Source organism: Streptomyces sp. SD15, from assembly GCF_054462255.1.
In genome coordinates this window covers 121038-133933 of sequence record NZ_JBTLMO010000006.1, presented here as the reverse complement: position 1 = coordinate 133933, position 12896 = coordinate 121038, and the positions used below count along the sequence as shown (strand labels likewise).

At 71.0% G+C, this 12896-nt stretch carries 11 protein-coding genes and 1 riboswitch; of the genes, 3 read left to right on the top strand and 8 right to left on the bottom strand.

The window, feature by feature from the left end; all coding sequences use genetic code 11:
* Nucleotides 1-213: 213 nt before the first annotated feature.
* On the bottom strand, nucleotides 214-1356 hold the full coding sequence (locus tag ACX28W_RS08365) for a glycosyltransferase family 4 protein (protein WP_458998108.1): 1143 nt from the start codon (nucleotides 1354-1356) through the stop codon (nucleotides 214-216).
* A gap of 163 nt (nucleotides 1357-1519) precedes the next feature.
* On the opposite strand from ACX28W_RS08365, the gene ACX28W_RS08360 reads away from it, so the two are divergent.
* Nucleotides 1520-2752: a glycosyltransferase 87 family protein gene (locus ACX28W_RS08360; protein WP_458998107.1), complete on the top strand. Its 1233-nt coding sequence runs from the start codon at nucleotides 1520-1522 to the stop codon at nucleotides 2750-2752.
* A 69-nt stretch (nucleotides 2753-2821) separates the two neighbouring features.
* Here ACX28W_RS08360 and ACX28W_RS08355 read toward each other — a convergent pair whose 3' ends face one another.
* The 5 genes from ACX28W_RS08355 to ACX28W_RS08335 all read right to left on the bottom strand — a co-directional run bounded on the left by ACX28W_RS08355 (nucleotide 2822) and on the right by ACX28W_RS08335 (nucleotide 8385).
* Entirely contained in the window at nucleotides 2822-4024 is a 1203-nt protein-coding gene (locus ACX28W_RS08355) for a hypothetical protein (RefSeq protein WP_458998106.1), read from the bottom strand.
* A 40-nt stretch (nucleotides 4025-4064) separates the two neighbouring features.
* Nucleotides 4065-5096 (bottom strand): C40 family peptidase, encoded by a 1032-nt coding sequence (locus ACX28W_RS08350; RefSeq protein ID WP_458998105.1) that lies wholly within the window; start codon nucleotides 5094-5096, stop codon nucleotides 4065-4067.
* A 269-nt stretch (nucleotides 5097-5365) separates the two neighbouring features.
* Nucleotides 5366-6400 carry a C40 family peptidase gene (locus ACX28W_RS08345; RefSeq protein WP_458998104.1) on the bottom strand — a complete coding sequence of 345 codons (1035 nt, stop codon included), beginning with the start codon at nucleotides 6398-6400 and terminating at the stop codon, nucleotides 5366-5368.
* Nucleotides 6401-6761: 361 nt separating this feature from the next.
* Nucleotides 6762-8111, bottom strand: a complete 1350-nt coding sequence (locus tag ACX28W_RS08340; RefSeq protein ID WP_458998103.1) for an NYN domain-containing protein — start codon at nucleotides 8109-8111, stop codon at nucleotides 6762-6764.
* Between the two features lie 34 nt (nucleotides 8112-8145).
* Nucleotides 8146-8385 (bottom strand): hypothetical protein, encoded by a 240-nt coding sequence (locus ACX28W_RS08335; RefSeq protein WP_054231545.1) that lies wholly within the window; start codon nucleotides 8383-8385, stop codon nucleotides 8146-8148.
* A 154-nt stretch (nucleotides 8386-8539) separates the two neighbouring features.
* Between ACX28W_RS08335 and ACX28W_RS08330 the strand changes: the two genes are divergently transcribed.
* Entirely contained in the window at nucleotides 8540-9271 is a 732-nt protein-coding gene (locus ACX28W_RS08330) for a rhomboid family intramembrane serine protease (protein ID WP_458998102.1), read from the top strand.
* Complete coding sequence (locus ACX28W_RS08325) at nucleotides 9268-9549, top strand: Lrp/AsnC family transcriptional regulator (RefSeq protein ID WP_362066975.1); 282 nt, start codon at nucleotides 9268-9270, stop codon at nucleotides 9547-9549. The genes ACX28W_RS08330 and ACX28W_RS08325 overlap by 4 nt, the downstream gene beginning before the upstream one ends.
* Nucleotides 9550-9854: 305 nt before the next feature.
* Here ACX28W_RS08325 and ACX28W_RS08320 read toward each other — a convergent pair whose 3' ends face one another.
* Both ACX28W_RS08320 and trpD read right to left on the bottom strand, forming a co-directional pair.
* Nucleotides 9855-11216 carry an aminotransferase class V-fold PLP-dependent enzyme gene (locus ACX28W_RS08320; protein ID WP_458998101.1) on the bottom strand — a complete coding sequence of 454 codons (1362 nt, stop codon included), beginning with the start codon at nucleotides 11214-11216 and terminating at the stop codon, nucleotides 9855-9857.
* Nucleotides 11217-11401: 185 nt separating this feature from the next.
* Nucleotides 11402-11518: riboswitch (SAM riboswitch) on the bottom strand.
* Nucleotides 11519-11690: 172 nt separating this feature from the next.
* Nucleotides 11691-12755, bottom strand: coding sequence for an anthranilate phosphoribosyltransferase (trpD, locus tag ACX28W_RS08315; RefSeq protein ID WP_362066979.1), 1065 nt, complete (start codon nucleotides 12753-12755; stop codon nucleotides 11691-11693).
* Nucleotides 12756-12896 lie beyond the last annotated feature (141 nt).

The window sequence follows — 12896 nt, the reverse complement described above, 5'->3', positions numbered from 1 at the left end:
TTGACATATGCGGCTCCGCCGCGCGGGAGGGTGCGGTACGCGCGAAGGGGGCGGGCCGTCCGTGACTGGTCGCGCCCGCGCGCGGAGCTGCTTGTGTCACAGCCCGCGCTCCTCTCGACATGGGGGGCTGCGTGCCCCTTCAGGGGCGCGGGGAACTGCGTGATCAGCCGGCTACGGCCCGCGGCTGCCTACGTCCCTGCCCCCCACGCGCACCTACAGAAGCTCTTTCAGTCGCTCTGCCAGTAGGTCCCAGCGCCACTTCTCCTCGACCCACTCGCGCCCCCGCTCCCCCATCCTGCGACGTAGCTCGGAGTCGCCGAGGAGGGTGATGACGCGGTCGGCGGTGTCCTCGGCGGAGCCGCCCCGGACCACCCAGCCCGTTTCGCCGTCGAGGACGGCGTCCGGCGCGCCGCCCGAGTCGCCTGCGACGACCGGCAGACCGGTCGCGGACGCCTCGAGGTAGACGATGCCGAGACCTTCGACGTCGAGGCCGCCCCGGCGGGTCCGGCAGGGCATCGCGAAGACGTCACCCGCGCCGTAGTGGGCCGGCAGCTCCGACCAGGGCACCGCCCCGGTGAAGCGGACCGCTTCGGCGACTCCGGTGTCGTACGCCAGCATGCGCAGCTCCCTCTCGTACGGCCCGCCGCCGACGATCAGCAGCACCGCGTCGGGCTCCTTGGCGAGGATGCGCGGCATGGCGCGGATGAGGGTGTCCTGGCCCTTGCGCGGGACCAGGCGGGAGACGCAGACGACCACCGGGCGGTTCGTCAGGCCGAGCCGGGCGCGGACCACGTCGCCGCCCGAGCCGGGGTGGAAGGTCTGCTCGTCGACGCCCGGCGGCAACTGGACCATGCGCGAGGCTGCCCGCGGGGTCAGCGCGGCGGCGATCCGCGAGCGGGTGTACTCGCCGAGATACGTGATCGTGTCCGTGGACTCGCCGATACGACGCAGCAGCCCGCGCGCGGCGGGCAGCTGCGCCCACCCCGCCTCGTGCCCGTGCGTGGTGGCCACGATCCGCCGCGCGCCCGCCCTGCGCAGCGCGGGTGCCATCAGGCCGAGTGGGGCCGCGGCCCCGAACCACACCGACGTACAGCCGTGTTCGCGCAGCAGCCCGACCGCGCGCCGGGTGGCGCCGGGCGTCGGCAGCAGCATCGTCGTACGGTCCCGTACGACGACGAAGGGCTGTTCGGCGTCGAAGGCGGCCGTCGCCTCGGCGCCCTCGGGGCCGCGCTTCCAGGTGGAGGCGTAGACGACGAGCTGCTCGGGGTCCAGGCGCAGCGCCATGTTGTGCAGGAACGCCTGGATGCCGCCGGGCCGGGGCGGGAAGTCGTTGGTCACGATCAGGGTCTTGTGCATCGTGTTCGACAGTACCGAAACCGCCGAACCGGCACCCACCCGGCGCCCACAGCCGCGCACGGCCGCGCTTCATGGCTCCCGCACAGTCCGGCGCGTCATCATGTCTCAGCGAAATAAAGTGAAATAAACCGCGCAAGAACCGGATGAAATGGGCTACGTGGGCATGACGGGCACAAGGGGGGAGAGGTTCCCGTACGCGCTGCTCGGAACCTGGGGCCTGACCAGGCTGATGCTGCTGCTCTTCGTCTTCAAGGTGTACGTCTTCCCCGGCCCGGACGTCACGAGCGACGTCTCCGTGATCTACCAGGGCTGGTACGAGATCCTGCGCACCGGCACCTTCCCCCTCGACGACGTCACCTGGCAGTACCCACCGGCCGCCGCGCTCCCGATCCTCTCCCCCGCGCTGCTGCCCTTCCTCGACTACGCGTCGGCCTTCTTCGTACTGGCCTTCCTCGCCGACCTGCTGGTGTTCTCGCTGCTCCAGTACGCCGGCCTGCGCCCCGGCAGGACTCCCCGCGGCGCCTGGGTGTGGGCGATCGGGGTCCCCCTGCTCGGACCGACCGTCTACGCCCGCTACGACGTGATGGTGACGGCCGTGGCGGTCGCCGCTCTCCTCGCGGGGGCCCGCCATCCGCGCGCGATGGGGGCACTGGCGGGCTTCGGGGCGCTGCTGAAGGTGTGGCCGGTGCTGCTGCTCGTGGGGGCCGTGAAGCACCGTGCGTGGACCGCGGCGGCGGTCGCCGCCGGAGGGCTCGCGCTGCTGTTCGCGGTGGCGATGCCCGGCGCCTTCTCCTTCCTGACCTTCCAGCGCGACCGCGGCACCGAGGTGGAGTCCCTGGGCTCCCTCGTCTTCCATGTGGCCCGGCACTTCGGCTGGGACGGGCAGGTGCTGCTCAACTACGGTTCGGTGGAATTCCTCGGCCCGTCCGTGGAAGTGGTGAGCGCGGCGGCCCTGACCCTCACCGCGGCCGCCTTCGGCTGGCTGCTGCTGTGGCGGCTGCGCGCCAAGCGGCCACGGTCGCACACGCTCGCCGACGCCGCGTTCGTGGCGGTGCTGATGTTCACGGCCACCAGCCGGGTCATCAGCCCGCAGTACATGGTGTGGCTGGTCGGGATCGGCGCCGTCTGCCTGTGCTTCCGCGGCAGCCGGATGACCCTGCCCGTCGGCCTGGTGCTGGCCGCGTGCCTCGCGACCGTGCTGGAGTTCCCGCTCTGGTTCTCGCACGTCGTGGCCAGCGACTGGCTGGGCATCACCCTGCTCTTCGCACGCAATGGCCTACTGGTGATCGCCGCGCTGCTCGGCGCCCTGGAACTGTGGCGGGGCACGGTGTCGAACCCGGCCCCGACCCTGCCCACGCAGACCACCCGCACCAACGAGACACTGACCTCCTCCTGACGCCGGGCACGGGCCAGGAACATCCCGACAGGGCGTACACGAGCGGCCCGAGGCGATCGCCCGGCTCGATCAGCTCTCGAGCTGAGTCCTCAGATACGCCCGCCACTGCTCGGTGAACTCCTCCGGCGTCGTGTGCAGCACGTCCCGCAACGCGCCCTCGACGGCCCCGGCCCGCTTCTCGTGGTCGCCGACGGCGCGGTAGAAGTCGTTCAGCCGGGCCTCGCCCCAGCGGTCGGCGATCATCCGGCACGCCATCCAGCCGCTCTCGTACGCCTGCGCCAGCCGCCCCGCGTCCCCGGTGAACCCGAAGTCCTCGTCGTCCGGCAACGCGGCCGGCACCCGCCCGTCCCGCACGGCGCCCTCCAGCTCCGACGCCACCTGTGCGGCCGTACGCCCGCTGCCGCGATAGCCGACCCAGTCCGCGTAGCCCTCGGACAGCCACAAAGGGGTGGCGGGGTTGGTGTGGGTGCGGGTGGCGACATGCGTCGTCTCGTGGGTGAGCACGACCTGTTGGCCGAAGTCGCCGAGGATGCCGTACGCGTCGGGGTTGACGATGATCCGGTCCGCGGGCGCCTTCGCCGAGCCTCCCGCCTCGCCGGTGGTGACCGCCGCGATCCCCCGGTACCCGGACGCGGGGGCGCCGAGCAGCTCCGCCATGCCCTCCAGCGACTGCGGTACGAGCACGACGACGTGTCCCGACCAGTCCGTGCCCCACGCCTTGGACACGGCGGGCACGGCACGGTCCGCGAGACCGGCGTACGCGCGCAGCCGCTCGCCCGACTGCCCGACCCCCAGGACGAGGCTGTGCTCGCCCCGTACGACCTTGACCGCCCCCTGCTCCCACAACTGTTCGCCGGTCTTCTTGGCGGGTTCGTCGGAGGTGACGCGCCAGGTCCCGCCGCTGCGGCTCAGGCGCAGGGTGCGGGCGGCCGTGACGGGCGCCTTGTCGTAGCCCTCGATGCGGTAGCGCAGCTCGGCGTCGGCGGTGGCCCGGTCGCCGGAGCGGTGCAGATCCGTCAGGCGGTACGACCAGGCCGCGAGCGGGACGGCGCGCAGCCGCGTGAACTCCGCGGCCCGGCCCGACGGTTCTCCGGTGGCCCGGTACGCCGACTCGTCCCGGTCGAGGACCGCGGCCGCCCGCCGGTCCAGCACCCGCTGCACCTCGGCGGCAGCACGGTCCGACTCCGGCTGCCCGCCGCAGCCGACCAGCACGGCGAGCAGCACGGCGAGCAGCAGCACCAGGGAACCCCACGCACGCCTTCGACCAGCCACGTTCCCGATCGTACGGGGAGGGGGACCCTCGGACCGACCCTCAGACTCTGGTGACCGACGCGACCGGCATCATGCCCACCGGGTCGTAGCGCACGGGTGCGCCCGGATAGGGCGCGTGGATCACCTGGCCGTTGCCCATGTACATCGCGACGTGACTCGCGTCGGACCGGTAGGTGACCAGGTCGCCGGGCCGCGCCTGGGAGAGCGGCACCTGCTGTCCGGCGCTGCGCTGCCCCTGCGAGGTGCGCGGCAGGCCGACCCCGGCCTGCCCGTACGACCACTGCGTGAGGCCCGAACAGTCGAAGCCGGTCGGCCCGCTCCCGCCCCACACGTACGGGCGGCCGAGCGCGGAGCGGGCCGCGGCGACGGCAGCGGCCGCACGTCCCGAGGCGGGCGCGCCGCTGCCGAGGTCGGGGATGTCCAGGCGGCCGGAGCGGGAGGCACGGTCATAGGCGGCGCGCTCCGCGTCCGGCAGCGCGTTGAGCAACTGCCGCGCCCTGGCCAGTTTCTGCTCGACGGTGCGCTTGTGCCGGGCGACGGCCTTGGTGCTCTTCTCCAGCTCGGCGAGCTTGGCGGTCGCCTCTTCCCGCTCCTGGGCGAGGTCACGCATGGCGAACTGGAGGTCCTTGAGCTCGTCGGCCTGGTGGGCGGTGATCCGGTCGAGCGCGGCGGCCTTGTCGAGGTAGTCGCCGGGGTCGTCGGCGAAGATCAGCGCGAGGGAGGGGTCGAGGCCGCCCGACCGGTACTGGGCCCCGGCGAGCGAACCCATCGCGTGCCGCATGGTGTTGATGCGCTCCTGCTGCCGGGCGATCCGGTCCCGCGCCCTGCTCACCTCTCCGCGCAGCGAGTCGGCGCGTTCGTCGGCCTTGTTGAACGCCTCGGTGGCCTTCTCCGCCTGCGTGTACAGGCGGTCCACCTCGGCCCGGGTGTCGTCCTGCGGTGCCGGGGCGGCCGGTACGGCCCCGAGGGCGGCGGCCGCGACGGACAGTACGGTGCCAGCGACGCCGGCGATTCCCGCGGTGCTGACGCCCCGGTCGAACCCGGACGGTGCACGGCGGCGATGGGACCCCACGAGTAGCCGCTCTCCCTTCCGCTGACGATCCCCCGGAGTTGGGGGAAACGCGGCAGACAGTAGCTGTGCGACTACGTGGCGACCAAAGGCCTCCGCGGGCACACAAAGTGACACCCCGCCTATGACGCAGGTCATGGGCGGGGCGCGGGGTCAGCGGGAGTTGCTGCAATTCGCCCGTTTGGGCGGCGCAGCAGGGGTGCCTCCGACGAGGGCGAAGGGTCCCTCCGACGAGGTGTACGTCTTGAGGTGTGCGTCTGACGAGGTGCGCGTCAGATGCGGACGCCGAACTGGAACGGCATGTTGTTGATCGACTCGTAGCGCACGACCGTGCCGGTGCGCGGGGCGTGCAGCACCTGGCCGTTGCCCGCGTAGAAGCCGACGTGGTGCTGGTCGCCGTAGAAGATGACCAGGTCGCCGACCTGCAGGTCGCTCTGGCTGTAGATGCGCGTACCGGCGTTGGCCTGCGCCTGCGAGGTGCGGGGGATGGCCATGCCGGCCTGGGCGTAGGCCCAGGAGGTGAGACCCGAGCAGTCGAAGGAGCTGGGGCCGGAGGCGCCGTAGACGTACGGGGAGCCGATCACGCTCTGCGCGGCGGCGTAGGCGGACGAGGCCCGGCCGGAGGCGGGCTTGGTGGAGCCGCTGAGGGCGCTGCGCTGACTGTCGCGACTGGCGCGGTCCTCCTCCGCGTCGAGGGCCGCCTTCTCCGCGGCCGTCAGGGAGTTGAGGAGCTTCTGCGCGGAGGCGAGCTTGCCCTGGACCGCCTTCTTCTGCTTGGCCAGCTCGGTGCGGGTGTCGGCGAGGTCATCGAGCTTCTCGGAGGCTTCCTGGCGCTGCTGGGCGAGCGAACGCTGCTTCTCCTGGACCTTCTTCAGCGCCTCGACCTGCTGACTGCTCAACTGGTCCATCGCGGACGCCTTGTCGAGGTAGTCGTCCGGGTCGGAGGAGAGGAAGAGCGCCACGGAAGGGTCGATGCCGCCGGTGCGGTACTGGGCGCTGGCCATCGAACCGAGGCCGTCGCGCAGGGCGTTGAGCTCGTCCTGGCCGCGGGCCACGTTGTCCTGCAGATCGTCGATCTGCTTCTCGAGCTTGTCCTGCTTCTCCTCGGCGCCGTTGAGCTTCTCGGTCGCCTTCTCGGCGTCCTCGTAGAGCTTGTCGACCTTGGCCTTGACCTCGTCCTTGCTCGGCTTCTCGCTGGGCGCGGCGTTGGCGGCGTTGGCGCTGAGGGCAACGGCTGCGGCTGCGGCGGTGGTGAGCACGGTCACACGGGTGCGGCTCGGCTGCTTGGGTCGACGGTGGGACGCCACGAAGGCGAGCTCCTTCTTCCTTCAGCCGCCTGCCGATACGCCGACGGGCGGTGTCCCTCCACCGTCACTCCCAATGAGCGATCACCCGAGTGGAGGTTCGAGCCCAGACCCTAGTGACCTTCCTGTGATCAGTTCAAATCCAAACCACAAAAATGTTTGTCACGCAGCGCATTCTTTACACACAACTCACATGCAGTGATACGAGATTGACGCTACGTCGCGTGAAGATCTCGCGAATTCGGGCATCACGCCCGGAAGTTGCGCATGGGATTTACGTTCCCTATGGGGCGTAGGTGACAGATCGCCGACTCCGTCGCCGGCCGCGCGAGAAGCGCTGGACCAGCCCACGAAATGCGCTGGGCTAGCCCCGCGAAAAGCGCTTGAGAAGGACCGCCGAAGCCACCGGCCGGGCACCCGCCTTGGCGATCCCGTCGGCCACCTCGCGGTCGGTGGAGGCGACGATGACCGGCCGCCCCGGCGGCTCGGCACGCACCAGCTGACGGATCAACTCGTCCGCCGTGACACCCGGCTTGGAGAACAGCACCCGCACCCCGCGCGGCGGCGCGAGCAGCACCGGCGCGGCCAGCTCGGCCCCGTCGAAGACACAGGTGACCTCGGCGCCGGTCTGCGCGGCGAGCTGCGAGAGCTGCCCGAGCAGCCTCAGCCGCTGCTTCTCCAGCGGCATCTGCGGATAACCGGTCTTGGTGACGTTGTAACCGTCGACGACCAGATGGGCCTGCGGCAGCGCGAGCAACTGGTCGAGGATCGCGGGATCGTTTTCGGACAGCGCGCGGGCGGCGATGTCCTTCGGTGTCATTCGTCCCGGTTCGACCGCATCCACGGTCTCGGCGGGCCGCACCGACACGGGCGGCAGGGCGAGTTCACGCCGCAGCCCCTGGGCGGCGTCCAGCACGGTGTCGAGCAGCAGCCGTACCCGCATGTCCTCGACACTGCGCCCCTCGCGCGCCGCCTTGCGGGTGGCCTCCAGGGCCGCCTCGGCCTCGGCGAGCCGCGCCTTGAGCCGCCGGGTCTCGCTCTCGGCGGTGGACACCTGGGCCTGCCCCTCCGCCCGTACGGTGTCCATCTCGCCCTGCAGCTTGCGTACGGCCGCCTCCCCCCGCTTGACGTCGCTGAGCGCGCCGCGCAGCTTGCGGTGAAGCGATTCGGCTTCCTTGCGCGCCGACTCCAGCTCCGTACGCAGCCGTTCGGTTTCGGCCTTGGTCTGCCCCCGCGCCGCAGCGAGCTCCGCGCGCAGCCGCTCCAGCTCGGCGCGGCTCTCCTCGTCGGCGCGCTCCGCGTCCGCGCGCAGGGCCTCCTCGCCCGCCGCGGTGACCAGCTTCACCCAGCCCATGGGGCGCAGCACATAGGCCGCGGCCGCCACGTCCAGCGGATCCGCGGCAGGGGGCGGCGCACCCGAGTCGAGAGCACCGACGAGCTCCGGCTGGGCCTCTCTCAGCTTCTCGGCGATGCGCTGCCTGAACAGCGGTTCGCTCTCCAGCGCCGTCGCCATGGCATTGCCGGCGAACTTCGCCCGCCGACTCGGGGTGAACCGGGCGTACTGCCGCAAAGGGGCAGGCAGTTCGGCGACGGTCAACCCACCGAACCCGTCCGACACGATCTGTACGACACGACGTCGCACGCCGTCGGGCAGCGGACGGTCGAGCACCTCAGCGGCGCCGTCGTCCGGCTCCCCGCCTGTGGTCTCCGCCATCCGTCACCCCAATGTCTGTGCGGGGCCCGCTCCCTCAGGAGCCGGCGCCCGGCCTGTCCACCAGTTCCACCTGATCCACCGCATTGCACCAGCGGCAACGCACCGACTCGATGGTCTCACTGACCACCTTGCGCTCCTCGACGTTCGGCTCACCAGCCAGGTCGAGGTGCACATACTCGACGACCTTGGACGAGCGGGTCACGTCGAATCGCGTGAGGTTGCCGCAGAGCGTGCAGCGCCAGCGAGTCTCGGCGGTCGGCAGGGGAACCGTCATGTGGCAGTCGCTTTCCTTCTAGTGTCCGTCCAGCGCCAGTCTCCCTGGTGCGTGTGGCTCGTAACCCTACGGCCTGGCGGGTACTCGACGCTCGGCCGTCCACAGCGGCGAGGCACTCTGTGCGCATAGGTCCTGTTACGTCATGCTCTGTTGCATGATCAGCAAGTGGAGTACGACGGTCGGCAGGGCGGCGCGGGGTCAGTCCGCGCCGGTGACGTACGGGCTGATCGTCGTGTGCTGCCTGATCTTCCTGATCGGCCCGGCTTCGGGATTCAATCCGACGTACGGCACAGGGGACGAACTGCTGGTCGCCCAGCGAACCTATTTCCGGCGCTGGGGCGTGGTGCCCGCCGAACTCCTCAGCGGAATCCCGAACGCCGCGCTCACCCCCGCGACAGCCCTGTTCATCCACGGCAGCTGGCTCCACCTCCTGGGGAACATGCTCTTCTTCTACGTCTTCGGAGCGATGGCCGAGGAACGCATGGGCCACTTCGAGTTCGCCCTCTTCTACGTGGGCTGCGGCTACCTCGCCCTGCTGGGCTACGCGATCGCCCATTCCGACTCCGAGCAGAGTCTGGTCGGTGCCTCGGGGGCGATCTCCGCGGTCCTCGGCGCGTTCCTGTACCTGTTCCCCAGGGCCCGGGTGACCAGTCTCTTCCCGTTCCTCTTCTTCCTGCCGCTGCGCTTCCCCGCCTGGGTCGTACTGCCCTTCTGGGTGACCCTGCAGTGGCTGGCGGCGGGCCAGGCGGCCCAGGGCCCGGGGGTGGCGTACCTGGCGCACCTGGTGGGCTTCTCCCTGGGCTTCGGCTACGCGTGGGTGCGCTACGGGCGTGCGACTAGAGTGAAAACCCCAGCCGCGGCCCCCGAGGGAGAAAACCAGCCGTGATCACCGCGATCGTGCTCATCAAGACCAGCGTGGACCGGATCCCCGAGATCGCCGAGTCGATCGCCGCGCTGGACAGTGTCAGCGAGGTCTTCTCCGTCACCGGTACCTACGATCTGATCGCCATGGTCCGGGTGAAGGCTCACGACGATCTCGCCGACGTCATCCCCGGCAAGATCAGCAAGATTCCCGGCGTCGAGGCGACGGACACGCACGTCGCGTTCCGCACGTACTCCCAGCACGACCTGGAGGCGGCGTTCGCGATCGGGCTGGACGGTTAGGTTCCTCGCCCCCACCGCCCCTACCCGTCCCATCCCTACCTGGGGGCTCCGCCCCCAGACCCCCGTTCGGCCTGAACGGCCTCGTCCTCAAACGCCGGACGGGCTGAGACACCCAGGGGCGCGGGGAACTGCGCGCCGAGCCCCCACCGTCCCGCAGCAAAAGAACCACCGCCGGGGGGTCCGGGGGCGGAGCCCTCGGGGATGATGGGGGTCCCCCCTGCTCGAGCGAAGTCGAGAGCTTGGGGGAGGGTAGGGGCGGCGGGGGCGAACTCACCACCCAAGCCCCCCAACCACCCGCGGTCACCTCAAACGGCGGGCACGCAACGGCCGTCTTCCGTGCGGTAGTTCCACTTCGCACCGTCCCGGACCAACTCCCTCACGGCCCGTACGAAACGCTCCACGTGCTCATCGGGCGTACCCGCCCCGAAGCTGACACGGATCGCGTTGAGGGACTTCTCCCCCGGCGCGGCCTCGGGCGCGCCGCACTCCCCCTGGGTCCCCGGGTCGCTGCCGAGGAGCGTGCGCACCAGCGGATGGGCGCAGAAGAGTCCGTCGCGCACCCCGATGCCGTACTCCGCGGAGAGCGCCGCCGCGAAGTGCGAGCTGTTCCAGCCCTCCACGACGAAGGAGATGACGCCGACCCGCGGGGCGTCGTCACCGAAGAGGGACAGGACACGCACCTCGGGAACCTCGGCGAGCCCCGCGCGGACGGCCGCGATGAGCTGCTGCTCACGGGCGACGAGCGTGTCGAAGCCCGCCTCGGTGAGCGCCTTGCAGGCGGAGGCGATCGAGTAGGCGCCGATGACGTTCGGTGAGCCGGCCTCGTGCCGGGCCGCGCTCTCGTGCCACTCCACATCCACCCCGCCGTCCGTACGCCGCGTGACCTTGCGGCTGGCGCCGCCACCGGCGAGGTACGGCTCGGCCTCACGCAGCCAGTCGGAGCGGCCCGCGAGGACGCCGGAGCCGAACGGCGCGTACAGCTTGTGCCCGGAGAAGGCGACCCAGTCGACGTCGAGGTCCCGTACCGACACGGGGTGGTGCGGAGCGAGCTGGGCGGCGTCGAGGACGATCCGGGCGCCGTGCGCGTGCGCCGCGGCGGCGAGCTCACGCACGGGCCACAGCTCACCGGTGACGTTCGAGGCGCCGGTCACACAGACGAGGGCCGGACCGTGGGGGTCGCGGTCGGCGAGGGCACCCTCCAGGGTGGCCACGGCCTGCCGCGGGGTGCGGGGCGCGTCGAGGTACGTCACCCGCGCGTCCTTCCACGGCAGCAGCGAGGCGTGGTGCTCGGTCTCGAAGACGAAGACCTGGCAGTCGGCCGGAAGGGTGGCGGCCAGCAGGTTGAGCGAGTCGGTGGTCGACCGGGTGAAGACGACCTGATCGCCCTCCCGGCAGTCCAGGAACTCCGCGACGGTCGTGCGGGCGTTCTCGAAGAGGTCGGTGGACAGCTGGGACAGGTATCCGGCGCCGCGGTGCACGCTGCCGTAGTACGGGGCGTACGCGGCCACGTCGTCCCACACCCGCTGCAGGGCCGGAGCGCTGGCGGCGTAGTCGAGCGCGGCGTAGGTGACCTCGCCGCCGGTGACCAGCGGGACGGTGACATCCCGCCCCAGAACGGGCAGCGGGGCACAAACGGACTGGTCGGCGGCAATGACGGAGACAGACATGGCGAGCTCCTGTGAGAGGCAGGCGGAATCGCTGTGCCGGACAGCCCGGGCGGGGCGTCCACAGCACAGGAAAAGGCGAAAAAGGGGTACGCGGAGGCGGGGCTCGAGCCCTATCGCATTCGCTTGCTCACAGAGGGCTCCCTCGAACGACCAGGACCCCTGGTGTCCACTCAAAGAGTGCGAGGGGTCCGCGCTTGCCGTAGACCTCGCTGCCTACGGCCTGGTCTTCACCCGGGGCACCCCGCCACGGACGGAGGGTTGCCGGACAGCCGGCCGGGGCCTGATGGCTGTCGCTCATGACCTGCGCAGCATCTTGCCACACGCCCTCCCGGGCGCAACCCCCATGTCCGGATACCGGGACGGGGCGGAGCCCCCAAGGAGGATGGGGATCCCCCTGCTCGAGCGAAGCCGAGAGCTTGGGGGAGGGTAGGGGCGGCGGGGGCGAACAAACCCCACCCCCCGCCGCCGCGGGCGCTACGCGTTGCTGGCCGCCACCCACCGCTCCAGCGCCGCCTTCGCCGCCCCGGAATCGATCGCCTCCGCCGCCTTCGCCATCCCGACGCGCAGCTGCTCCGCAAGCGGCGCCTCGCCCGGCGAGAGGGCGACCAGCGCCGCCGCCGAGTTCAGCAGCACAGCGTCCCGCACGGGCCCCGTCTCACCGTTCAGCAGCCGACGGGCGACATCGGCGTTGTACGAGGCGTCAGCGCCCCGCAGGGCCTCCACGGGGACGAGGTCGAGGCCGACGTCACGGGGGTCGAAGCGCTCCTCCTGGACCTTGCCGTCACGGACGACCCACACCTTCGACGTCGACGTGGTGGTCAGCTCGTCCAGGCCGTCGTCACCGCGGAAGACCAGCGAGGAGTTGCCGCGCTCGGCGAACACGCCGGCCACGATCGGCGCCATGCGCGGATCCGCGACGCCGACCGCCTGCGCCCGTACGCGCGCCGGGTTCGTCAGCGGGCCGAGGGCGTTGAAGACCGTCCGGATCCCCAACTGCCCCCGCGCCGCCGCCACATGACGCAGCGCCGGGTGGAACTTGACCGCGAAGCAGAAGGTGATCCCGGCCTCCTCGGCCACCTCGGCCACCCGCTTCAGCGGCAGCTCCAGATTGACGCCGAGCTTCTCCAGGACGTCCGAGGCACCGGACGCCGAGGACGCGGCCCGGTTGCCGTGCTTGACGACCTTGGCACCCGTTCCTGCCACCACGATCGCCGACATCGTGGAGATGTTGACGGTCTTCGCGCCGTCGCCACCCGTGCCGACGATGTCGACGGTCTCCCCCGGCACCTCGATCACGTTCGCGTGGTCGTACATCGCCCGGACCAGACCGGAGATCTCCTCGACCGTCTCGCCCTTGGCCCGCAGCGCCACCACGAAACCGGCGATCTGCGCGTCCGTCGCCTCGCCGCGCATGATGCGGTCCATCGCCCAGGCCGTGTTGTCCGCGCTCTGGTCACGGCCGTCGAGCAGTCCGTTCAGTACCTCGGGCCAGGAACGGCCCGCCGCGGTATTGCCTCCAGCGGGGTTCACAGCGCTCATAAGCCGCTCCTGGGTCCGTCCCGTCCGTCCTGGACAGGGACACCTGTAGATGAGAACACCCTATCCAGGCCCGGAGGCGGCAAAGAGCCCCCGTCCATGCAATGGACGAGGGCTCTTGCCGTGGCGATCGTGGTGATCGAT